The organism is Arthrobacter rhizophilus (genome assembly GCF_026241105.1).
Lineage (GTDB): Bacteria > Actinomycetota > Actinomycetes > Actinomycetales > Micrococcaceae > Arthrobacter.
In genome coordinates, this window is record NZ_JAPFFT010000023.1 from 39,797 (window position 1) to 60,515 (window position 20,719).

Below are 20,719 nucleotides of genomic sequence, written 5' to 3' on the forward strand. Positions count from 1 at the left end.
TGCGTCTATGCCTCGTAGCCCAGGCGCCGCAACCGTTGCCGGGCGGCCTGCTCACTGGGGCCGCTGCGGCCCAAAGTCAGGCGCACGACGGCGAGGACCGCCCGGGCAGCGAGGACCGAAGGGAGCGGGATGGGGCCGAAATGGGCCTTTTCCAAGCCCAAGAGCTCCCGATACCTGGGCTCCAAGCTCGCCACGGCGGCCGCAAACAGAATCCGATAGCCGGGTTGAAGCGACGCTTTCAGCGGGGGATTCCGGATGAAATCGACGGTTTCCTTGAGCCGCTCGTCCGCGCGGAGATGGCCGGAGGCGTACCACTGGTCCATTTCCGATCTCACTTCGGCAAGGCTCAAGGGAGGGTCCTGGACGCCCATCAAGCGGCCTGCCTGCGCCCACTCGCGGACGTAGGCGTCGGCGCCACCGGGGACTGTTCCACCCCAGATCCGGTGCGCCGTCACGAAGGAATCCGCGTAGGCAACGTGTACCCAGCGGAGAAGTTCGGGATCGTTGGCTGAATACTCGCGGGTGTGGCCGTGGGCATCCACGTAGCTGCCCTTGACGGAGTCGTGGACCCTGCGAACGAAGTGGGTGGCCGTGTGGGCCGCATCCATGGAGCCGTAGCTCACGGTGAAGATCCAGCGGATGGTATTTGCCAGCCGGCCGAGGGGATCCGTTTTGAAGCCTGAATGGTCGTACACGCCTGCCAAGGCGCCGGGGTGCAGGGACTGCATGAGCAGCACGCGGATTCCCCCAACGATCGTGGACATGGACCCGTGGACGGCCCAGACGGCCGAGCCTGGAAGGTGGTATCCGGCGTCGTTCCCGTCCGCAAGCTGCAACACCCAGTCGGGCGTGGACTGCGGGTGACCCGTGAAAGTCATCCGCAGTTCCGATTGCCACTTCTTCAGGAAGTTGCCCATGGTCCATTGTGACGCAGCGTCGCGTTCGCGCAAGCGGTCGACCAGTACGCGGAAGGGCGTAGGCCCGCTGCGGGAACAGCGGGCCCACGCCCTTCGATCGAGTCCAGTTAGGCTGCGGGCTGCTCAGCCAGTGCCCGACGGCGCCGCGCCGGGGACGCTGCCACCAGCAGGGCCGCGATTGCCACGGCAGCGCTTAGGACCAAACCGGGCCGGTACTGATCGAGCATCGCCGCGGCGCTGACGGTGCTGCTTGTGCCTTCGGCCCCGCCGTGGCCGCTGACGAGGGCGGTGGTTACGGCAAGAACCAGGGCCGCGCCAACTTGCGTGCTGGTTTGGATCAGTCCGGCGGCCAGCCCTTGCTCCGAATCCCGGATTCCAGCGGTGGCTTGGACGTTGATGGACGGGAAGGCCAAGGCGAAGCCAATACCCAGCAGGATGACCGAGGGAAGGATGTCCAGGACGTAATTGGGTGAGGTTCCAACCCGGAGGAACAGGACGTAGCCCAGGCCCATGGCGGTCAGGCCGGTGAGGATGAGCTTCGGGGCCCCGAATTTCTCAATGAACCTGTCAGCAAAGGGGGCGCTCGTTGCGACCAGGAGTCCGGTGGGAAGCAAGGCAAGCGCCATGCCCAGGGGAGACCAGCCCAACACCGACTGAAGGTACATGGTGAGGATGAACTGGAAACTCAAGTAGGAACCGAACAGGCCAACCGCACTCAGGTTGGCGCGGGCAACCCAGCCCTCACGAAGAATGCCGAAGCGAATGAGAGGGTGCTTGACGCGGTTTTCGATGACGGCGAAGGCTGCCAGCACGGCGGCAGAGATGGCAAATCCGGCGATTGTTGCCACAGATCCCCAGCCCTTCTCCGGAGCTGAAACCAAGGTGTACACCAGGCCAAGCATGCCCAGCGCGAGGGTGACCGCACCCCAGACGTCGTGGCCGCTCTCTTCCGCGGACGGCTTGTCCCGCGGGATGAACAGCATGCCGAGGAGCACCACCGCGACGGCGATCGGCACCGATACGAGGAAGGTCCAGCGCCAGCTCAGGCTGGTCATGAGCCCGCCAACAACCAACCCGAGCGAGAATCCGCTCGCGCCGAACGTCGTGAAGATGGATAGCGCCTTGTTGCGCTCCCGGCCTTCAGCGAAGTTGGTGGTGATGATGGAGAACCCGGTAGGGGCCGTGAACGCCGCGGCCAGGCCCTTGACGAAGCGCGTGGCGATCAGGATGGTGGGATCGTCCACCAGCCCGCCGAGGAGGGACGCCGCGGCGAACACGGTCAAGGCGATCAGGAAGATCCGACGCCGGCCCAACAGGTCTGCGAGCCGGCCACCCAGGAGCAGCAGGCTCCCGTAACCGAGGACATAAGCGGAAACGATCCACTGCAGGGAATCGGTTCCGAGATGGAGTTCGTGGCCGATGGACGGAAGGGCTACGCCCACCATGGACACGTCAAGGCCGTCGAGGGCCAGGACCGTGCACACCACCATCAGCAGCAGCCACTGGGCCCTGGTCCAGCGGACGGCTGTGTGGAGCTGTTCGGCAGATCGAGTGAGGGTGCTTGGTGAAGTCATGGCTTCAATCTATATGACACGTCATTCAATGACAAGGAATATGACCGGGAATCTTATGACGTGGACTTTAATTCGGCTTTCGACTAGAATCGGCCCATGGCAACAACGCAGGATCGCCAGCTGGTTGAGCAATGGCGCAGCATCCAGAATTCGTACTTCCGCACCGCGGCGGCGATTGACCGCGCCCTCGAAGCCAAGTTCGACATCGGCCTGAACGAATTCGAAATCCTCGACCTCGTTGCGGAAAGCGTTGACTCTGCCTGCCGCATGAAGGCATTGGGGGAGCGGACTCCCATGACCCAGAGTGCCGTCTCCAAAGTTGTTGACCGGCTGGAGAAAGCCGGGCTCGTATCCCGTCAAACCTGCTCGGATGACCGCCGCTCGCTGTACCTCGAGCTGACCGACGCCGGGCGCGCACTGCATTCGGATGCCGCCGTCGAGCACCGCGCGTTGCTGAAGGAGAACCTCGGCGAGTAGCCCGGCAGCGTCCGGCGAGTGTTCCGCCGGGCGGCCAAGTATGAAGTCGAGTGTTCCCATTCGATTTCATAGCCGCAACAATGGGACAAGCGTGCCCGTACTGGGGATGAGCGCCCGTCTCAGGAGCGGCTGTGGGAAAGCATCATGAGTCTGGCCAGATCGTCGATCTGGTGCTATCTAGAAAATTCGGCCGGGTCCTTTCGGCTTGCTTCCTCGCTGTCTTGGTGACGTTTGCTTTTGGCTTCCAGGGCCCACGCCCGGGCGGGCAATCGGCCGAGGGATCGTTGGCCACGGGCCAAGTAGAACCCGGCATGCTCCCCACCGATGGCGGCACCTCCGGAGCGCCAAGGGCTGGAGTTCAAAGCCCGTCCTCGGCTCCCGTTCCTGCAGGTGACAAAGCCACGGTGTCCTTTGAACGCTCCCCGGTCCAGACCCTCGACAAGAACGGGGTCGGCAATCTCAACGTCGCTTCGAGTTCCCTTGACCGGCCCGCCGCAGGGAAACTCTACGCTCCCCTTGAAGTCCTGGTTCCGAGCTCTCCCTTCGGGTTGAGGATCGACCCCTTCACAGGCCTGCCCGGGGAGTTCCATTGGGGCCAGGACTTCGCCGCGGCCTGCGGCGCACTCGTTTACGCGGCCGATTCCGGTGTGGTCCGCGCTGTGGGCTGGCACCCGTGGGGCGGCGGCAACCGTGTGGAAATCGACCACGGAAACGGCCTGGTCACCACGTACAACCACCTGCAAGGGATCGCGGTGGCCAAGGGGCAATCGGTCCGGGTGGGCGAGGTAATCGCCAGGGTGGGAACCACGGGGTCCTCTACAGGATGCCACCTGCACTTCGAGACGATCCTCAACGGCGTCTATGCCAACCCGATGAACTGGACTTTCTTGCCGACCAAGCAGGTTGACCCGCTCGGGGACCTTGCCATGGTCAGCTACCAGCCGGGTTCCGCAACGGCGACCTCGGCGGGGTCCGTCTGGTCCATCCCCGGCAGGCCCCCCGAGGAGTTAGTGACCGGCGGGGTGCAGGAGGCGAAGGTCGTGCCGCCGAGCCCGTCTGCTGCGGCCACAGCGACCCCGACGGCGTCACCCACCGGTAGTCCGACGGCGACGCCGACAGCGACGCCAACCGTGACGCCGACGCCGAGCGTGACGCCGAGGCCCTCAGGGACGCAAAGCACAACGAATCCGCCAAGCTCTACCCCCACGCCAAGCAAGACGCAGAGCAGCACACCGAGCCAACCGCCGTCGCAAGCTCCCGTGGTGACGCAGACGCCCACGGTGACCGTCCCGCCCACCACGACCGTCCCGCCCACCACGACCGTCCCGCCCGCCGTGACCGTGCCGCCTACGGTGGCGCCGCCGTCGAGCGTTCCCGCTCCGGTGCCCACGGTGACTCACACCCAATCAACGCCGCCAGCGCCACCACTTGCCCCGCCGGCTCCCACCAGCCCCACGCCGTCGGCTACCTCCAAGCCAGCCACGCCGGTCACCAAACCGTAGAGTTCGCTGCCTATCCTGAACCACGTCCCACCACCTGCCGGGCGTAGACTCGAATGCGGCAGTTTGCCAAGTTCGACGTCGTAAGGAAGCTATTCAATGTCCGCGCTCTACAGCATCCCCCTGACGTTCAACGACGGCTCCCAGACCGACTTTGGGCGTTTCGAGGGCAAAGCCGTGTTGGTAGTCAACGTGGCTTCCAAATGTGGTTTCACGCGCCAGTACTCGGGACTTGAGGAGCTCTACGGCAAATACCGTGACCGCGGATTCGAGATCCTGGGCGTGCCGTGTAATCAGTTCGGCGGCCAGGAAAGGGGTTCCGACGCCGAGATCGCGGATTTCTGCCAACGCAACTTTGGAGTGTCCTTTCCGCTTTCCAGCAAGTCCAACGTCCGTGGCAAGCAGCAGCATCCCCTGTATGCCGAACTGACCAAGACGGCGGACGGTTCTAAGCCGCAGAAGGTCAAGTGGAACTTCGAAAAGTTCCTCGTGAGCCGCGAAGGCGAGGTGCTCGCCCGCTTCCCTTCCACCGTCGAGCCTGATTCCGAAAAGCTGATCGAAGCCCTCGAAACGGCCCTCGACTAGGCCTTCTGGGGAGACTCCCGGGTGACGCCCGCGGCACTAACCCCAAACGCTCGCTCACCTTTGTTGGTCTTTGGGCGGACGCTCGCTCGCCTTTGTCGCTCTTTGGGCGGACGCTCGCTCACTTGACGACCGCAGTGAGCGAGCGTTCGGGAAGAGTCTCCGCAAAGGTGCAGGAGCGTTTGTGAAAACTGCCCCAAAAGTGAGCGGGCATCGAAGCTATGCCGCCGTTATGCGCAGCGGGAGGGAGCGCCATCCCCGGAGAGTGTTGTGGAGGTACGGCAAGGGCTCGCCCACCAGCTCGATACTCCTAATTCGCTTGGCCATGGCCGTGAAGAGCACGTCCATCTCAAGCCGGGAAATCGGCTGGCCCACGCATTGGTGGATACCCATGCCGAAGGCGAGGTGGCCGCCGGCGTTGCGGTCGATCATGAATTCGTCGGCCGTGGCTCCCCAATGTGCGGCATCCCGGTTGGCCGAGCCCATGAAGAGCAGTACCTTGGCTCCTGCCGCCAGTGGGATGCCCCGGAACACAGTGTCCGTTGCAACGGTCCGGAAGAAGGACTGGAACGGCGATTCATACCGGAGCGCTTCGTCGATCGCGAACTTGGCCAGCCGGGGATTGGCGTGCAAGCTGGCCCACTGCTCCGGGTGCGCCGCCAAAGCCTGCAACGTGTTCCCGATCGAGAACACTGTGGTATCCAAGCCGGCGGAGAGCATGGCCCGTACTAGCAGGGCTGCCTGTTCGGGCGTGATCTCGCCGCGGTCCGCGAATTCCCAGATCTGGGCTCCCATGCCATCCGGGGAGAGGTTTTCCCGGGCGCAATTGTCCATGACCCAGTGGTGGGTGGGTTCGCCTTTTTCGAAGAACTCGCGGGACCGTTCGTCGTCGGGCCCGAAGGAGCTGAAGTTCATGGCTCCGTGCGGGAGCAGATTGGATTCGCGGCCTTCGCGAGGGATTCCGACGGCGTCGCCAAAGACGCGGATGGGAAACAACTCGGCGAGGTCCGTGACGCCGTCGAAAGTTTCCCGCTCGATGAGGCTGTCCACGAGCTCCTCGGCGAACTCCTCAAACCGGGCCCTCAGGGAGCGCACTCCGCGGGGAGAAATGACACCCGCCATTGCTGCGCGCATGGGTCCGTGGACGGGGGGATCAGATTCCAGGATGCCTTGCGGACGCCAAGCGGGCTCGTGGTGCAGATTCTTGGGGCCCACGCCAGCACTTGAGATGAATGTGCGGTAGTCCTCCAGGATCTCCTTGCATTCCTCGAAACGGGCGAAGGCCAGGACCCCGTATTTCTCAAGCCACACTGCGGGTCCGGCCGCCCGCATGCGTTCGAACAGGGGATACGGATTGGTGAGGCTCCTGTCCGTGTAGGGATCGTCCTGCAGACCAGAGAGTACGGGAATGGTTTGCGGGGGAGTGCTGAGTGACATCGTGGGCCTCATTACCGTCGATTTTTGCTGAGATCCAATCTGCGGGCCAACCCTGCAAAGGGCCGGACAAGCGGATTCGTGGCATCAAAGTATCGGTCTCAAAGAGCAACGGTTAAACATCATTCTCACTCTGTGGGAATCTGGTTTGTCGCAAAGCATTGCCGCCCTGCACGATCAGTTCGTGACCCGCGACGCAGGGTGATCGATCCAGAAAGGAGGCACACCGTGGCAACCCACACTTCATTTGAACGGGGCCTCATGATCCTCTCGGAAATCGCAGACAGCGGAGATGCCACCGTGGAGGGGGTGGCGCTCAAGCTGGGCATTCCCGTGAGCACCACCTATCGCTACTTTCGCCAGCTTCGAGAGCGTGGATTCGTCCAGGAGGACGCGGGCATCTATCGGCCGGGGCACGCGCTGTTGGCCTTGTCCGGACGGCACCTGACGCAGAGCCATCTCGCCGAAGTTGGCACGGCTGTGCTAAAAAGCATCGTGGATGCCGTGGGCGAAACCGCCGTGATGGTGATCCGGGTGGGTACGCAGGCCATGTGCCTGCGCCGCGCGGAACCGGACAAGGCCTTCAAATACACTTTCGCCGTCAATGAGCTCCTGCCGCTGACGGCGGGCGCCGGCCCCCGGACGCTGCTCGCGTGGGCGCCGTCCGACGTCGTACGCCAAGTGCTCGACGGCGACCTTCCGCGCTTCACTGAAAACTCGCCGTCCGCGGAGCAGATTCTGCTCAGCCTGGCGCAGATCCGATCTTCCGGCTGGGCAGTGTCCCGGGGCGAGCTGGATCCAGGCGCCGTCTCGGTTGCCGTGCCAGTGATGTTCGACGGCGAGGCCGTATGCGCGCTCAACGTGGCCGGCCCGGAGAACCGCTGCGGGTCCCGGGCCTGGCTGAATTCGACTTTGAAGACAATGAACGAGGCAGCGGAGAACCTGGCGGCGTCGCTAGGTTCGCTCGCAAGCCGCAGAACAACCCGAGAGGTAAGCGATGACGCTCGAAACTCTGCTTGATACAGCACCGGTGGTCCTGGGGACGCACCGTGCAACCCTGCAGGATCTGATCCAGGTTGCGCGCCACCGGCGTCCCGTCGTGGTGGATGAGCAAGCCTTGGCGCGGATGAAGCCCAGCCAGGACTGGCTGGACGCCGTCATGGATGACATGCGGGCCGGGAAGGAAACGGCGCCGATCTACAGCATCAATACCGGCTTTGGTTCCCTCGCCGGCCGCAAGGCCTTCGACGAGCCGTCCGACGCCGCCGAGCTCTCCCGGCGCCTGGTCCTCTCCAACGCTGCCGGCGTCGGCCGCTATGTGGACGAAGAGGTGGTGCGGGCAACCATGTTCATCCGCATCGTCAGCCTGACGCAGGGCTACTCCGGCGTGCGGGCGGACATCGTGAAGACCCTCGCCGAGATGCTCAACCGCGGCGTGTACCCGGCTATCCCTGAATACGGTTCCCTGGGCGCTTCCGGCGACCTCATCCCGTTGGCCCACGTGGCGATTGTCATGTCGCGCTCCTACACTGGCGAGGACGAGGAACTCGACTCCGGCGAGGCCTTTGTGGACGGTGCCGTGGTGTCCGGGATCGCGGCCATGGCTCACGCGGGAATCGAACGGCTGCCGCTGGGCGCCAAGGACGGCCTAGCCCTTTTGAACGGCACTTCTTTCTCCTGCGCCCAGGCTGCGCTGGCCTTGTTCGACGCCCAGAACCTCCTCGAAACTGCCCAGATCACCGCGGCCATGACCATCGAGGCACTTCTGGGTTTCGGCGATGCTTTCATTGACGAGCTCCACCAAGCCCGCGGCCAGCGTGGCCAGATCGAGGTGGCTGCGCGGTTGCGCGAGCTCCTCTCCGGCAGCGGGTTGGTGGACGGCGACGCCGGACGGGACCCTGTGCGGCAGCCGCCCCAAGACGCATACTCGCTGCGGTGCATTCCGCAGGTTTTCGGCCCGGTCAAGGACACTTTAGGGTTCGCGGCCGGCATCATCGACAACGAGATCAATGCCGCCACGGACAACCCCCTGATCTTCCCGTCGCTGCCTTCCACCCGCACGCTCAAGGCGGTCTCGGGCGGCAATTTCCACGCCGAGTACGTAGCGTTCGCGGCAGACTTCATCTCGATTGTGGTCACCGAAATCGGCAACATCACGGAGCGCCGGCTCTTCAGGCTCGACGACGGCACCCTCAACCGGGGCCTTCCGGACATGCTCGTTGCCAGCGAACAGATCGGTATGGACTGCGGCTACATGCTGCCCCAGTATCTTGCCGCCGCCTTGGTATCCGACTGCAAGACCCTCGCGCACCCGGACAGCGTGGACTCAATCCCGACGTGCGCCAACCAGGAAGACCACGTGTCCATGGCCAACAACGCCGGGCGGCATGCACGCCAGATTGTCACCAACATCGAGTCTGTAGTGGCCGTGGAGCTGCTGATGGCTGCGCAGGCCTTGGAACTACGGATGGGCATGTCCGCCACGGCCGGGGCAAAACCTGCCGCTGCGAGCCTGGCCGCACTGGCCCTCCTGCGTTCCACCGCGGCGGCCGACGGCCGGGCAATCGACCACATTAGGCAGGACGTTGTCCTGTATCCGCGGCTACGCAAAGCCGGGGAATTGGTCCACGCCGGCGCCGTGGTGGCCGCCGTGAACGCCGCGATCGGCGGAGGCAGCGATGACGCTCCAGGCCACTGATGCAGTCAACCCGGGCACTGCGGTGCTCGCCGCAAAAGGCTTTTTCCAGCTAACGGTCAGCGAGCTCCGGAGGGAGGCGGACGGCATCGTTTCGGTGATTCTCAAGGATCCCGACGGCGGTGCACTGCCGGTATGGGAGCCGGGCGCCCACATCGATGTGCTGTTTTCCAACGGAATGCTGCGCCAATACTCGTTGTGCTCTGAGCCTGCGGATCGGTTCGCGTGGCGTGTCGCGGTGTTGCGTGAGCAACCCAGCCGGGGCGGCTCGAGCTTTGTCCATGAGGTGTTGCGGGCCGGGGATGTCCTCGATGTCCGGGGCCCCAAGAACAATTTCCGGGGCACAGCGGGTTCGGGGGAGAAGGTCTTCATCGCCGCCGGGATCGGAATCACGCCCCTGCTGCCGATGATCCGCGCAGCGAAGATGACCGGTGAGCCCTGGAGACTGCTGTATTTGGGGTCCAAACCCCATTCCATGGCTTTCCTGGACGAGATCACCGGTCTTGACCCCGATGGGACCAAAACCAGGATCCATGCCAAAGAGGTTTCCGGCCCCCTGGACCTGGCGGAGTACCTTCGCAGCGAGGGACTCGCGGCGGACTCAACGGTCTACGCCTGCGGCCCGCCGCGGTTGCTCAGCGAGCTCCGCTCGGCCCACGAGGCCGGCGCGGTTCCGCAGCTGCTCTTTGAGGACTTCGGTCGCGACGAGCCCGACGCCGGGACTGGCCCAGGCGGTTCCGTCCCCGCCGGTTCCGGTCAGGAATTCGGGGACGCCGCCCGCGAGAACTTGCCTTTCGTGGTTGAAACCGCTGACGGAATTGAAATTGAGGTTGCGGAAAACGAGACAATTCTCGATGCCCTGCAGCGATCAGGAGTTCCCGCGTTGAATTCCTGCCGAAAAGGAACGTGTGGGACGTGTGAAACGCTAGTTCTAGCTGGAATTCCAGATCATCGTGATGAAATTCTCAGTGACGAAGAACGTGCCGCAAATGAAACAATGATGATTTGTGTTTCACGCTGCCGCGGGGAGAGGTTGGTGCTGGAACTCTAAGCCAAGAAGCGGTGGGTTCCCTGTGTTTGCAGGATGGGTGGGCCCATGCTCGTTCTCCAGTGAGGGGCCATCTGCCCGCCTTGGGGCCGGGAATTCAACGTTTTGCGATTTAGCCTGCGCATTTTCAAATGCCGGATCCGATACTCTTCGGACCCGGTATTTGTCATTTAAGATTACTTTTGATTTCACGTTGAATGGCTATTGTGATGCGCGCAATTCGTCTCTATGCTGATCCAAGATCGCGCAGATTCTTTCTGAATTTCCAATCCGGCAGCAGTCGTCCCGTAGTTCGCATGGAGCCGTAAGAACCCAAGGAGCACGCATTGAATATTTCTGAATTTTCCCTCCGTAAGCCGGCCCTCGCGGCCATTGCACTCGCCGCCGTCGTAGGACTTACCGCTTGTGGCGGTTCGGCCAGTGCGGGTGGGGACGCAAGCGCGGCGGCAAATGCGGCAAAGGCGCCGCTCTTCAGCCAGTTGCCCAAAGAGATCCAGGGCGCGGGCACCATCAAGGTGGCCAGCAACGTTGAGTACCTTCCGTTCGAGTCCATTGACAAGGACGGAAAGACCATTGTAGGGATCGACCGTGAGCTCGCGGACGCCATCGAGAAGAAGCTCGGCGTTACCCTCGCCTTCGACAACATCGCTTTTGACGCGATCATCCCGGGCCTGGCGTCCGGCCGCTATGACATGGGCATGTCCGCGATGTCGGACACTCCCGAGCGCCAGAAGCAGGTCAGCTTCCTGGACTACTTCTCGGCAGGCGCGGGCATCATGACCACCAAGACCAACCCGCACAATGTGAAGTCGCTGGATGATCTGTGCGGCGCAAAGGTGGGCATCGTCAAGGGCACCACCGAGGATGCCGACGCCGCGGCCCAGTCCAGCAAGTGCCAGGCCGCGGGGAAGGAGCAGCTCGCCATCACCATCTATGCCGGGCAGAACCAGGCAGTACTGGCGCTGCAGAGCGGACGGGTGGACGCCTTCCTGCTTGATACGACGTCAGGTTCCGTGGTTGCCGCCGAGAGCAACGGTGACTTGGTGATGGGCAAGCCGTACCAAGAGGGATTCTTCGGCATCGTGTTCCCCAAGGACAGCACGGACCTGATCAACGTGGTGCAGAAGGCCATGGAGCAGATCAAGGCAGACGGTACCTATAAGTCGATCCTTACCAAGTACAAGATGGATGACCACGTCATTGAGAAGTTCACTGTCAACGGAGCCACCAAATGACCCTGTACACGGCTACGGAGGAGGAGCAGAACCTCTCGATCGTCCCTGCCCGCTACCGCGGGCGCTGGGTTATGGCAGGGGTGGTGGTCCTTGGCGTAGCGCTCATGGCCTATGGCATGGTCACCAACCAACGGTTCCAGTGGGGCACGGTGGGAGAATACCTGTTCGCCGCTCCGGTGCTGGCCGGCTTGGGCAATACGCTGATGCTGACCGCCGTTTCGATGGCCATCGGCATTGTCCTGGGAATCGCTGTGGCTGTGTGCCGCCTGTCCCCGAACCCCATACTTTCCTCCGCTGCGTGGGCCTACTCCTGGTTCTTCCGCGGCACCCCGCTCATGGTCCAACTCCTGTTCTGGTTCTTCATGGCGGCGTTGGTCCCGAAGCTGGTGCTGGGCGTTCCCTTCGGCCCCAGCTTCTTCGAGATCTCCACGAATACCCTGATCTCCCCGTTCACTGCGGCCATCTTGGGCCTGAGCCTCAACGAAGGCGCGTACATGGGTGAGATTGTCCGCTCCGGCATCCGGGCCATCCCGGTGGGCCAGACCGAGGCAGCCAAGGCAATGGGAATGACGAGGCTGCAGACCATGCGCCGCGTCATCCTCCCGCAGGCCATGCGTGTCATCATCCCGCCCACCGGCAATGAGACCATCGGCATGCTCAAGTACACCTCGCTGGTGATCGTCATCGGCTATAGCGAACTCTTGACATCGGTTTCGATCATCTACTCGCGCACGTTCCAGACCATTCCGCTGCTGATCGTGGCGGCACTTTGGTACCTGGCTGTCACAGCAGTCCTGTCCGTAGGCCAGTACTACGTGGAACGGCACTTCGAACGGGGCTTCACACCACTGAAAGCCGCCAAAGCACTCCCGAAAACCGCGGCGAACGTCCTGTTGAAGGCCGGTCTCCCGCCGGCGTCGAGCGCCTCTTTGGCGATGCCAAGCGGATCCGCAGAAGAACTGGAGAAGGTCAAGTGAAGGAACCAATCGTACGGGCGCGGGACATCCGCAAGTCGTTCGGCCATCTTGAGGTCCTCAAAGGCATCAGCCTGGATATCAATGCGGGCGAGGTCGCGTGCCTGCTGGGGCCGTCAGGCTCGGGAAAGAGCACGTTCCTCCGTTGTATGAACCACTTGGAAAAGATCGACGGTGGCCAGCTTTGGGTCCAGGGTGAACGGATCGGGTACCGGCGCTCCGGGAACAAGCTCCACGAGCTCAAGGAGCACGAGACCGCGAAGCAACGCGCCTCGATCGGCATGGTCTTCCAGCAGTTCAACCTCTTTCCACACCGCACCGCCTTGGAAAACGTGATCGAAGGTCCCACCGTGGTCCAGCGCGTCCCGAAGGAGCAGGCCGTCGAGGAAGGCCGGCAGTTGTTGGCACGCGTCGGCCTCGCGGACAAGGCGGACCACTACCCGGGCCAGCTCTCGGGCGGCCAGCAGCAACGGGTGGCGATCGCACGCTCGTTGGCGCTCAAGCCTTCGGTCATGCTTTTCGACGAGCCCACCTCGGCGCTGGATCCAGAGCTCGTGGGCGAGGTGCTGGACGTGATGCGCTCGCTGGCGGACTCAGGCATGACGATGATTGTGGTCACCCATGAGATGGGCTTCGCCAAGGAAGTCGGCAACGTGGTCCACTTCATGGCCGACGGGCAGCTCGTGGAAAGCGGCGATCCGCACCAAGTCCTCGAAGACCCGCGCGAGCCGCGGACCCAGGCATTCCTGTCCAAGGTCCTTGCATGAGCAGTCCGGCACAGTTGGGGGCGTTGCTGACGGGCCCTGAAGTGGAGCGCACTGTCGAGAGCCCGACGGCGGTCCCTGCCGTCGCCGTCGAACTCCAGCAGGCGCTGGGTGGCAAGGTCGCCGTCGATACTGCCGCCCGCACTGCCCGTTCACATGACCGTTCGCACCTTCCATCAGGGCTGCCGGACGCCGTCGTGCGTCCCTCCTCCACGGAAGATGTTGCGACAGCGGTGCGGATCTGCGCCGCGCACGGCGTGGCGGTGGTACCGATCGGGGCCGGAACAGGGCTCGAAGGAGGTGCCAACGCCCGGGCCGGGGTGGTCACGATCGACCTTTCAGGGATGACCGGAATCCCTCGCCTTAGCCCGGCGGATCTGGATGTCACGGTTCAGGCCGGAGTGATGAAGAGCGCCCTCAACGCGGAGCTGGATCCCTATGGCCTGTTCTTCCCTGTGGGCCCGGGCGTTGACGCCAGCGTCGGTGGCATGTGCTCCACGCGCGCCAGCGGCACCACGGCCGTCCGCTATGGGACGATGCGGGAAAGCGTCTTGGGCCTGACGGTGGTTCTTGCCAACGGCGAAATTGTGCGCACGGGCGGCCGGGCGAGGAAATCCGCGGCCGGTTACGACCTCACGCATCTCTTCGTCGGCGCGGAGGGCACGCTCGGGATCATTACCGAGGTGACGCTCCGCGTCTACGGCCAACCGCAAGCGGTCTCGGCCGCCGTGTGCGGCTTTCCTTCGATCGAGGCGGCTTCCCTGGTGGTGCAGGAAGCCATCCAAGCGGGGATTCCGTTGGCTCGTGTGGAGTTGCTGGATGACGCTACCATTGCCGCCGTCAACGCCTACTCCGCGCTGGAATTGCCCGGAACTGCCAGCTTGCTGTTCGAGTTCCACGGGACTCCACGTGCAGTGGAGGAGCAGGCGGGACAAATCCGGGCTATCGCCGTCAGGCACGGTGGCAGCGGCTTCGAATTCGCCACGGAGGCGACGGACCGCCAGCGGCTATGGCAGGCCCGGCACGATGTCCTGCCGGCTTGCCAGGCCCTCGTGGACGGCGCGCACACCTGGTCGACGGATGTGTGCGTACCCATCTCACGGCTTGCCGAATGCATCGCCGCCACCAAGGAGGACATCGTGGCCTCGGGACTGGTTGCCCCGATTGCCGGGCATGCGGGCGACGGAAATTTCCATCTTGCCATTGTCCTCAAACCCGGGGACGACGATGCCTTGGCAGAGGCCTCGGCCCTGAACCGGCGGCTCGTGGCCCGTGCCCTCTCGATGGGAGGCACCTGCACGGGCGAGCACGGCATCGGTGCAGGCAAAATGGATTCACTCCGCGCCGAACATCCCGCCGGCGTGGCAATCATGGCCGCCATTAAGGCAGCCTTGGACCCGGGCAACTTGATGAACCCCGGCAAGGTCCTGGCTCCCGACCCTGCTTCCCGGTACGTTTCGCAGACTCCCGTGGGCCAGTCGGCGCGTCCCGCGCCTCGACCCGAGATCGCCGCGCTCCCGAGCTACTCCCGGGCCTCAGGCTTGGGCGGCGTCACCTGGGTGGCGTCTTCAAACGAGTCTTCCGTGCCGCCGTCGTCCGCCGTCCAGAACGCCATGGCCGCGGCGGCCGCCGGGCTGAACCGCTACCCGAGCCTCTTTGGCGACGAACTGGTGGCAGTGATCGCACGGCGGTTAGGGCTCGCGGATGAGCAAGTGATGGTGGGGGCGGGCTCCTTGTCCCTTCTCCAGCAGTTGCTCACGGCGTACACCGGGCCGGGCACCGAGGTGGTTCATGCCTGGCGCAGCTACGAGGCATATCCCATTCTGGTGACCGTGGCAGGGGCGTCAAGCGTTCGGGTGGCGCTCGACGCCGGGCTCGGGCATCGGCTGGACGCCATGGCGGACGCGATCACAGAGCGCACGAAAGCGCTGATTGTCTGCAACCCGAACAACCCCACCGGAACCGTGATCCGGCACGATGAACTGGTTCGTTTCCTCAGCCATGTACCCGGAAACGTGCTGGTGGTGCTCGATGAGGCCTACCGCGAATTCACCCAACCGGAAGAGGACGAAGTAGCCCTGCTGGAAACGTTCCCCAATGTGGTGGTCCTTCGGACATTCTCCAAGGCCTACGGGCTCGCCGGCGCGCGGGTTGGTTACCTGACGGCGACTCCGGAAATTGTTGGCAATCTGCGGAGGTCGGCACTGCCGTTCGGCCTGAGCAGGGTGGCCGAGGCCGGGGCTGTCTCAGCCTGGGCCGAAGAGGAACTCCTGCACGCCACTGTCTCGGCAGTTGTCGCCGAACGGGAATTCCTGGCCGGGGAACTGCGGAGACGGGGCCTGGAGGTGCCGGAAAGCGGTGGGAACTTCTTGTGGATCGCGATGGAGCAGGCGCGGGAATTGGAGCAAGCGTGTGTTCTCCACGGCGTTTCCGTCCGGGCGTTCGACGGCGAAGGGGTGCGTGTGACCGTCGGCGGACGTGGGGCGTCGCGGGCCGTCCTCGCAGCGGTGGACTCGTTTCTCCGGCGGTGAGGAAGAGTGGATGGTGCCGCAACCGCCGTCGCTCGCTCACTTTCAGTGCCCTTTCCGCTGACGCTCGCTCACCTCTGCCGCCAAAATTGGCGACGCTCCTTCACCTTGGTGAAGGAGCGTTGGGTGGGATGCGCATGAAGGTGCAGGAGCGTTGGGTGAGTGAGTAATTTTCCAACATTCCGTCCGCAAGTTACCCTGCGTTAGCCTTTTGTCTGGTTGGATTGGGTTTATTGGGGCAGACACTGGAGGCGCCGTCTCCTACCGACCCGAAGGTAGTAATGGAGCTCATCGAGGCCGAATATCCTCGGCCAGGACACATCCTTCTGCACCTTAGCGACTCCCATCTGGTGGGAGGGTCGGAACCCCTGTACGGCGCGGTTGATAGCGAAGCCCATCTCCGGCAACTCTTTTCGGAAGTCCATGCGTCAAAGGTCCGTCCAGACGCCGTGATCTTCACGGGTGACTTGGCCGATCAAGGCGAGCCGGACGCTTACGCCAAACTCCGGGCGATCGTCGAGCCTGCCTGCCACGAGATGGGTGCTCGCGTGATCTGGGCCATCGGAAACCATGATGACCGCGCGAATTTCCGCGCGGGCCTGTTCGACCAGAACGGCAATGACGCCCCGGTGGATCACAGCTACTTCGTCAATGGGCTGCGGATCATCACGCTGGACACTTCCGTGCCTGGCTTCCATCACGGTGAATTGAGCCAGAGCCAGCTCGACTGGTTGGCGTCGGAACTCGCAACCCCTGCCCCGGACGGCACCATTCTTGCCCTTCACCACCCGCCGGTTCCAAGCGTCCTTGACCTTGCCATCCTCGTGGAGTTGCGCGGCCAAGCGGCGTTGGCCGAGGTGGTCCGCAATTCCGATGTCCGTTCCATCCTGGGCGGCCATCTGCATTACTCCACCACAGCCACATTTGCTGGCGTTCCCGTGTCAGTGGCTTCCGCGAGCTGCTACACGCAGGACCTCAACGTTCCTCAGGGCGGTACCAGGGGACGGGATGGAGCGCAAGCCTTCAACCTGGTGCACGTCTACGAGCAAACGATTGTGCACTCGGTGGTGCCGTTGGGCAAGTCACCGACTGTGGGCGAGTACGTCAGCCCGGAGGGCACCAGGCGCCGGCTCGCCGAAGCAGGCATCCGGATTCCCCAGCGGCCTACCCACGAACGTGGTGTCAGGGTGGACGCGAAGCGCCCGGAGATGACGCGGCGCTAGCGGGCTACTTCTCCCACGGAGCTTTGACCGGGAAGTACTTCTCCATGAAGTCCGTCACGAGGCCGGCCCGTTCGTCGGCAGCCACCTCCGGGAAGCTGCCGTCGTTAAGGCAGAAGAAGTCCACGTTGCGTTTCGCCAGCAGCGTCGGCAAGTAATGCAGCCCGGACCACAGCGTGGTGTCAACGTACCGGACTTTCGCGGCCGTCTGCGTCACTGCACGCCCGGTGAGCAGCGAATAGTAGTGGTAGAACGAGTTGGTCACGGAGATGTTGTCCGCCGCGCGGAACCTGCTGGCTGCCGTCTTGGTGAACTCGGCCGGAAACTCGTGCTCCATCTCGGCGATCACACTGCGGCGCAACGGAGCGGCGGTGTGCTCCAAATGGCGGGTGGTGATGCGACCGAACCGCTCCCAGAGGAGCTTCCTGTTGACGCGTGCGGCGTTCTCGAAGCCGCTGCGTTCGGCGTCGTTCTCTCCCAGTCCAATCCGGGTGGAGGCCTCGATGAACTTGGTGATTCCGCCGGGAGTGAAGAACATGTCCGGCGCTACGGGGCGGCCGAAGAACATGTCGTCGTTGGAATACAGGAAGTGCTCGGACAAGTCCTCAATGTGGTGCAGTTGGGATTCCACGGCCTGCGAGTTATGCGTTGGCAGTACTGAGGTGTCCTTGAAGAACTCCTCGCTGCGCATGATCCTCACGTCCGGGTGTTCGGCCAGCCACTCCGGCGCGGGGGAGTCAGTGGCGATGTAGATCCGGCGAATCCAGGGCGCATACATGTACACGGAGCGCAGGGCGTATTTGAGCTCGTTAATTTGCCGGAAGCGGGCCTCGTGGGCGTCACCCTCCCCAAGGACGACGTCCTTCATCTGCTCGCGGCGGGCCGCGATGTAGGCGGGGTCGTTGCCGTCCACCCACGAAAAGACGATGTCGACGTCGAAGTCGATGTCGCTCGCGTGGTCCGCGAACATGTTCTCGATGGTTGGCCAGCTCAGCCCGTGGCGATTCACTGTGCCCCGGACGGCGTCCTGGCGCAGCATGGTTCGCCGGGTCAGCGAGTTCTCTACGGGCAACACGAGTTGATCGCCGTCGAATTCCCACAATTCCAGTTGTACGCCGAGGGAGGGTCCGTAGGTCAACCCGCCTCCAGGTTCCACGCGTGGACGGAAGAGCCTGAAGATCCGGGCCTTTCGGTTGCTGGAGAGCTCGCCGTCCGCCACCAGCAGCGTGGATTTCTTCCGGGCATCAACGGTCATGGAGTAGAACGGTTCGTTCCGGAAGGCGGTGACCAAAGCCTGGCGCAGCTTCTTCCGGAGCTTCCAATCTACTGCGATCACTGGCCGATGATCGTTGCCGCGGACCAGGATGAAATCCAGTCCCGCCGCGTCCAACGCAGCGCGAATGAAGAGGAGATCTTCGACCATTACTTGCTGCGGAGTGCGGTTCTGGTTCAGCAAGCTGTATCGGCCACGATGGCGGATGACGTCGGCGCGGTGCTTGAGGCGCGCGTCGACGGCGGGCGACGTCGGTTCCGGAACGACCGCGTCGTCGTCCGAGGGGGGACTACCGAAGTAAATCGCTTGCTGGTCCATGACTGTGATGGCTTTTCTCCGAAGGGTTGTGGGAAGCGTGGACTCAGCCCACCAAGGCTTCACGCCAGCTGCGCAGGAATGCGCCGCCGGCGTCGTCGTGAATGACGTCCTCGCCCAGGCCGAGGTCTGTGGCTGTAAGAACATCGTAGGGCTTGTTGGGCACACCGTCTGCGGGACGGACGTCGATGTGCTTGACGCTGTGGTCATTGTGGTGGAGCCAATCAGCCATCGCGTAGTCGGTGCGCGAATCGCCCACTGTGCGCCAAGCCTGCGGGGTGATTCCTTGGGCCGCGAGCAGTTCCACCGCGCGGCTGGCGCCGAGATCCTTGCCGAGCCGGATGGACTCGATGTCCGTGGAGATGATGGTGGGATCCAGGCGGTAGTCAGCGGCGTCGTCGGACCCTGGTGCGTGGTGGTCGAGGAGCGCGGCAGAGAGTCCGTGCCGGCCCATGAGTTCCAATGCGTCGGCGTCGAAGAGCTTCTGCTCGGCCAGGTAGTCGTCGCTTGAGACGTCCAGATGCTGCTCCACGGACACCATGGCCCTCTTGGTCTCATCGAAGAACATGTGCGTTGCGTAGTCCTCCGCCACCATGCGGCGGACGTCGTCGCCGTACGCTTTCGGAACAGCGAGTTCAGGGTCCACGTGGATCGGGCCGGGGCCGCCCGAGGTGTAGCTGAACCACACGGCGCCTTTTTCGCAGATCGCGTGGACAACAGTTCCTGCGGGCATCCCGGCGGCGATCATGGGGGCCATGACCTGCTCGCGGATGAAAGCGTCGGAACGGCCGGTGTTGAAAATGACCGGAATGCCTGCGGACGCCAAACTGACAAGATCGGCGATGATTTCCGGCTTCACGTCGCGCGTCACGGGACTCGCGACGGGGCCGTCGACGTCGAGGAGGAGTGCGAGGGCGGGAGCAGCCGAGTGCGCGGTGCCTGGCATTGGAGCAGTCATGATCCCATTCTGTCAGTCCCGCGTCTCTGTCAGTCCCGCGTCACGGCGGCAGCGGTGTGACGGCCGACGGCGGCAGAGGGCTCCGCTTGCGGGGTACCGGCCGTCTACGGTTACCATTTGGCCACAACATTGGTGGGAGTGTTCCTGTAAGTTCCCTTGGACGTCTTACTTCTTTAGGCTTGCAAAGTGATCTTCAAAGCTGTGGGCGAGGGACGCCCGTACCCCGACCATGGTTTTTCCACGCCCAAGGACTGGGCCTCGTTGCCGCCGCGTCCTGTCCGGCTCGATGAACTTGTCACCACCAAGCGCACGCTCGACCTGGAAGCATTGTTGGCCGAGGACTCAACCTTTTTCGGGGATCTCTTCCCGCACGTGGTGCAGTACCAAGGCGTGCTGTACCTGGAAGACGGACTTCACCGTGCCGTCCGTACCGCCCTCCACCAACGCACGGCCATTCACGCCCGGGTGCTGGTGATAGATGGTTAACGAGACACTCCCGGAAGAGCAGGTGGACGTGCCCCAGAATGCGGCTCCGAAGAAGTCCCGGAGACGGCCAAAAGACGTGACACGCCTGCACGGGCATCGCATTGTCACCGGGCCCGAACTACGGGCCACTTTTGCCGAGACTCCCGGGCCTGAAGACCATCCCGGGTGGTTCAGCCGCCGCCTCTTGCACGGCATCGTCCTCGTGCTGCTTGTAGGAGTGATCGTTGCCGGGGTGGTGGGCGCCTGGGCAGTCATGAACGGCGTGATCCGCTTCCCCACGGCCGTCGCCAGCAAGGCGCCGGCGACCCTGTGCCCGACGACCGTCTTCGACTACATGCCCAACAACAAGGTCAAAGTCAATGTCTACAATGCCGCTGGCAAGGCTGGTTTGGCGAAGAGCGTGGCTGACCAATTGAAGGCCCGGGGATACGACCTTGGGAGCGTCGACAACACCACCACTAGCTACACCGGATCGGCGGTAGTTGTTTCGGGATCCGGTGGCCAAGCGGCAGCGTTCAACATCCAACGGAACATTGCGGGCACCGACTACTTCCAGGACCAACGCACGGATGCCTCCGTGGACCTCATCCTTGCCCCCGGTTTCTCGGCTTTGGTGTCGCCGGAACTAGTGGACAATACTCCGGGCAAACTCAGTTGTCCCCGCGAAGACCAACGGATTGCGGACAATTCGAAGCTGCCGGTGATACCGAAGTCTTGACGTAATCGGCCCCGGCGGGAGT

At 63.5% G+C, this 20,719-nt stretch carries 18 protein-coding genes; 13 read left to right on the plus strand and 5 right to left on the minus strand.

What is annotated here, in order from left to right; genetic code table 11:
- Positions 1-5: 5 nt before the first annotated feature.
- On the minus strand, positions 6-917 hold the full coding sequence (locus OOZ51_RS17225) for an oxygenase MpaB family protein (RefSeq protein ID WP_265980995.1): 912 nt from the start codon (positions 915-917) through the stop codon (positions 6-8).
- A 107-nt stretch (positions 918-1,024) separates the two neighbouring features.
- Positions 1,025-2,491, minus strand: a complete 1,467-nt coding sequence (locus OOZ51_RS17230; RefSeq protein WP_265980996.1) for an MFS transporter — start codon at positions 2,489-2,491, stop codon at positions 1,025-1,027.
- Positions 2,492-2,587: 96 nt separating this feature from the next.
- Here OOZ51_RS17230 and OOZ51_RS17235 point away from each other — a divergent pair, with 96 nt between their 5' ends.
- From OOZ51_RS17235 to OOZ51_RS17245, 3 genes are all read left to right on the plus strand, one after another.
- Positions 2,588-2,968 carry a MarR family winged helix-turn-helix transcriptional regulator gene (locus OOZ51_RS17235; RefSeq protein ID WP_265980997.1) on the plus strand — a complete coding sequence of 127 codons (381 nt, stop codon included), beginning with the start codon at positions 2,588-2,590 and terminating at the stop codon, positions 2,966-2,968.
- A gap of 131 nt (positions 2,969-3,099) precedes the next feature.
- A complete protein-coding gene (locus OOZ51_RS17240) occupies positions 3,100-4,470 on the plus strand; it encodes a M23 family metallopeptidase (RefSeq protein ID WP_265980998.1) in 1,371 nt (456 codons plus the stop codon).
- A 96-nt stretch (positions 4,471-4,566) separates the two neighbouring features.
- On the plus strand, positions 4,567-5,052 hold the full coding sequence (locus OOZ51_RS17245) for a glutathione peroxidase (protein ID WP_265980999.1): 486 nt from the start codon (positions 4,567-4,569) through the stop codon (positions 5,050-5,052).
- 216 nt (positions 5,053-5,268) lie between these two features.
- On the opposite strand, the gene OOZ51_RS17250 is transcribed toward OOZ51_RS17245, so the two are convergent.
- A complete protein-coding gene (locus OOZ51_RS17250; protein WP_265981000.1) occupies positions 5,269-6,486 on the minus strand; it encodes a cytochrome P450 in 1,218 nt (405 codons plus the stop codon).
- 225 nt (positions 6,487-6,711) lie between these two features.
- Here OOZ51_RS17250 and OOZ51_RS17255 point away from each other — a divergent pair, with 225 nt between their 5' ends.
- The 8 genes from OOZ51_RS17255 to OOZ51_RS17290 all read left to right on the plus strand — a co-directional run bounded on the left by OOZ51_RS17255 (position 6,712) and on the right by OOZ51_RS17290 (position 16,950).
- Positions 6,712-7,503 (plus strand): IclR family transcriptional regulator, encoded by a 792-nt coding sequence (locus tag OOZ51_RS17255; RefSeq protein ID WP_265981001.1) that lies wholly within the window; start codon positions 6,712-6,714, stop codon positions 7,501-7,503.
- Positions 7,481-9,181 carry an HAL/PAL/TAL family ammonia-lyase gene (locus OOZ51_RS17260; protein ID WP_265981002.1) on the plus strand — a complete coding sequence of 567 codons (1,701 nt, stop codon included), beginning with the start codon at positions 7,481-7,483 and terminating at the stop codon, positions 9,179-9,181. Before OOZ51_RS17255 ends, OOZ51_RS17260 begins: the two co-directional genes overlap by 23 nt.
- Positions 9,162-10,229, plus strand: coding sequence for a PDR/VanB family oxidoreductase (locus tag OOZ51_RS17265; protein WP_265981003.1), 1,068 nt, complete (start codon positions 9,162-9,164; stop codon positions 10,227-10,229). Before OOZ51_RS17260 ends, OOZ51_RS17265 begins: the two co-directional genes overlap by 20 nt.
- A 323-nt stretch (positions 10,230-10,552) precedes the next feature.
- Complete coding sequence (locus tag OOZ51_RS17270; RefSeq protein WP_265981004.1) at positions 10,553-11,461, plus strand: ABC transporter substrate-binding protein; 909 nt, start codon at positions 10,553-10,555, stop codon at positions 11,459-11,461.
- Positions 11,458-12,438: an amino acid ABC transporter permease gene (locus OOZ51_RS17275; protein ID WP_265981006.1), complete on the plus strand. Its 981-nt coding sequence runs from the start codon at positions 11,458-11,460 to the stop codon at positions 12,436-12,438. The genes OOZ51_RS17270 and OOZ51_RS17275 overlap by 4 nt, the downstream gene beginning before the upstream one ends.
- Positions 12,435-13,202: an amino acid ABC transporter ATP-binding protein gene (locus OOZ51_RS17280; RefSeq protein ID WP_323054780.1), complete on the plus strand. Its 768-nt coding sequence runs from the start codon at positions 12,435-12,437 to the stop codon at positions 13,200-13,202. Before OOZ51_RS17275 ends, OOZ51_RS17280 begins: the two co-directional genes overlap by 4 nt.
- A complete protein-coding gene (locus OOZ51_RS17285) occupies positions 13,199-15,730 on the plus strand; it encodes a histidinol-phosphate transaminase (protein WP_265981007.1) in 2,532 nt (843 codons plus the stop codon). The genes OOZ51_RS17280 and OOZ51_RS17285 overlap by 4 nt, the downstream gene beginning before the upstream one ends.
- A 278-nt stretch (positions 15,731-16,008) precedes the next feature.
- Entirely contained in the window at positions 16,009-16,950 is a 942-nt protein-coding gene (locus tag OOZ51_RS17290) for a phosphodiesterase (protein WP_265981008.1), read from the plus strand.
- A 4-nt stretch (positions 16,951-16,954) separates the two neighbouring features.
- Here OOZ51_RS17290 and OOZ51_RS17295 read toward each other — a convergent pair whose 3' ends face one another.
- Positions 16,955-18,538: a stealth family protein gene (locus tag OOZ51_RS17295; protein WP_265981009.1), complete on the minus strand. Its 1,584-nt coding sequence runs from the start codon at positions 18,536-18,538 to the stop codon at positions 16,955-16,957.
- A gap of 43 nt (positions 18,539-18,581) precedes the next feature.
- On the minus strand, positions 18,582-19,493 hold the full coding sequence (locus tag OOZ51_RS17300) for a Cof-type HAD-IIB family hydrolase (protein ID WP_265981010.1): 912 nt from the start codon (positions 19,491-19,493) through the stop codon (positions 18,582-18,584).
- 186 nt (positions 19,494-19,679) lie between these two features.
- Between OOZ51_RS17300 and OOZ51_RS17305 the strand changes: the two genes are divergently transcribed.
- Complete coding sequence (locus OOZ51_RS17305) at positions 19,680-19,979, plus strand: type II toxin-antitoxin system VapB family antitoxin (protein WP_184741705.1); 300 nt, start codon at positions 19,680-19,682, stop codon at positions 19,977-19,979.
- A gap of 76 nt (positions 19,980-20,055) precedes the next feature.
- Positions 20,056-20,697, plus strand: a complete 642-nt coding sequence (locus tag OOZ51_RS17310) for a LytR C-terminal domain-containing protein (RefSeq protein WP_265981022.1) — start codon at positions 20,056-20,058, stop codon at positions 20,695-20,697.
- Positions 20,698-20,719: the final 22 nt, after the last annotated feature.

Bases quoted from the DNA above. Each gene is read 5' to 3' on its own strand.
- OOZ51_RS17225 (WP_265980995.1), bottom strand. From the start codon at position 917: ATGGGCAACTTCCTGAAGAAGTGGCAATCGGAACTGCGGATGACTTTC.
- OOZ51_RS17230 (WP_265980996.1), bottom strand. From the start codon at position 2,491: ATGACTTCACCAAGCACCCTCACTCGATCTGCCGAACAGCTCCACACA.
- OOZ51_RS17235 (WP_265980997.1), top strand. From the start codon at position 2,588: ATGGCAACAACGCAGGATCGCCAGCTGGTTGAGCAATGGCGCAGCATC.
- OOZ51_RS17245 (WP_265980999.1), top strand. From the start codon at position 4,567: ATGTCCGCGCTCTACAGCATCCCCCTGACGTTCAACGACGGCTCCCAG.
- OOZ51_RS17250 (WP_265981000.1), bottom strand. From the start codon at position 6,486: ATGTCACTCAGCACTCCCCCGCAAACCATTCCCGTACTCTCTGGTCTG.
- OOZ51_RS17260 (WP_265981002.1), top strand. From the start codon at position 7,481: ATGACGCTCGAAACTCTGCTTGATACAGCACCGGTGGTCCTGGGGACG.
- OOZ51_RS17265 (WP_265981003.1), top strand. From the start codon at position 9,162: ATGACGCTCCAGGCCACTGATGCAGTCAACCCGGGCACTGCGGTGCTC.
- OOZ51_RS17275 (WP_265981006.1), top strand. From the start codon at position 11,458: ATGACCCTGTACACGGCTACGGAGGAGGAGCAGAACCTCTCGATCGTC.
- OOZ51_RS17285 (WP_265981007.1), top strand. From the start codon at position 13,199: ATGAGCAGTCCGGCACAGTTGGGGGCGTTGCTGACGGGCCCTGAAGTG.
- OOZ51_RS17290 (WP_265981008.1), top strand. From the start codon at position 16,009: ATGGAGCTCATCGAGGCCGAATATCCTCGGCCAGGACACATCCTTCTG.
- OOZ51_RS17295 (WP_265981009.1), bottom strand. From the start codon at position 18,538: ATGGACCAGCAAGCGATTTACTTCGGTAGTCCCCCCTCGGACGACGAC.
- OOZ51_RS17300 (WP_265981010.1), bottom strand. From the start codon at position 19,493: ATGACTGCTCCAATGCCAGGCACCGCGCACTCGGCTGCTCCCGCCCTC.